This is a genomic window from Pseudomonas sp. 2822-17, assembly GCF_002742485.1.
GTDB lineage: Bacteria > Pseudomonadota > Gammaproteobacteria > Pseudomonadales > Pseudomonadaceae > Aquipseudomonas > Aquipseudomonas cyclaminis.
The window spans coordinates 1-269 of sequence record NZ_LJRZ01000288.1 but is presented as its reverse complement, the minus strand read 5'-3'; the positions used below and the strand labels follow the sequence as shown (position 1 = coordinate 269).

The 269-nt window shown below is 41.3% G+C and carries 1 pseudogene; it reads left to right on the top strand.

Going from position 1 to position 269, the window contains the following annotated elements:
* A pseudogene (locus AOA60_RS33290) lies at nt 1-269 on the top strand (hypothetical protein); the annotation flags it as partial.

Genomic DNA, 269 nt, shown 5'->3' with positions numbered 1-269 from the left:
ATCTGATACGATTGACATTTCTTTAGATACGGTTGATAGCTTGAAATTTCCACTAAAGCAGCGAGGCTATATTAAACTGCATGTTGGTACTGCGGAAGTGTACGGTAAGATTGTATTTTTCGATCGAAACGAGCTTACGGAAGATAAAAATGTGTTATGTCAGCTTAGGCTTGAGAGTCCTGTAGTTACTAAAAGGGGAGATCGCTTCATCTTGAGGCGTCCCACTCCAGCTGAAACAATTGGTGGTGGTGAAGTGATTAACCCTAATG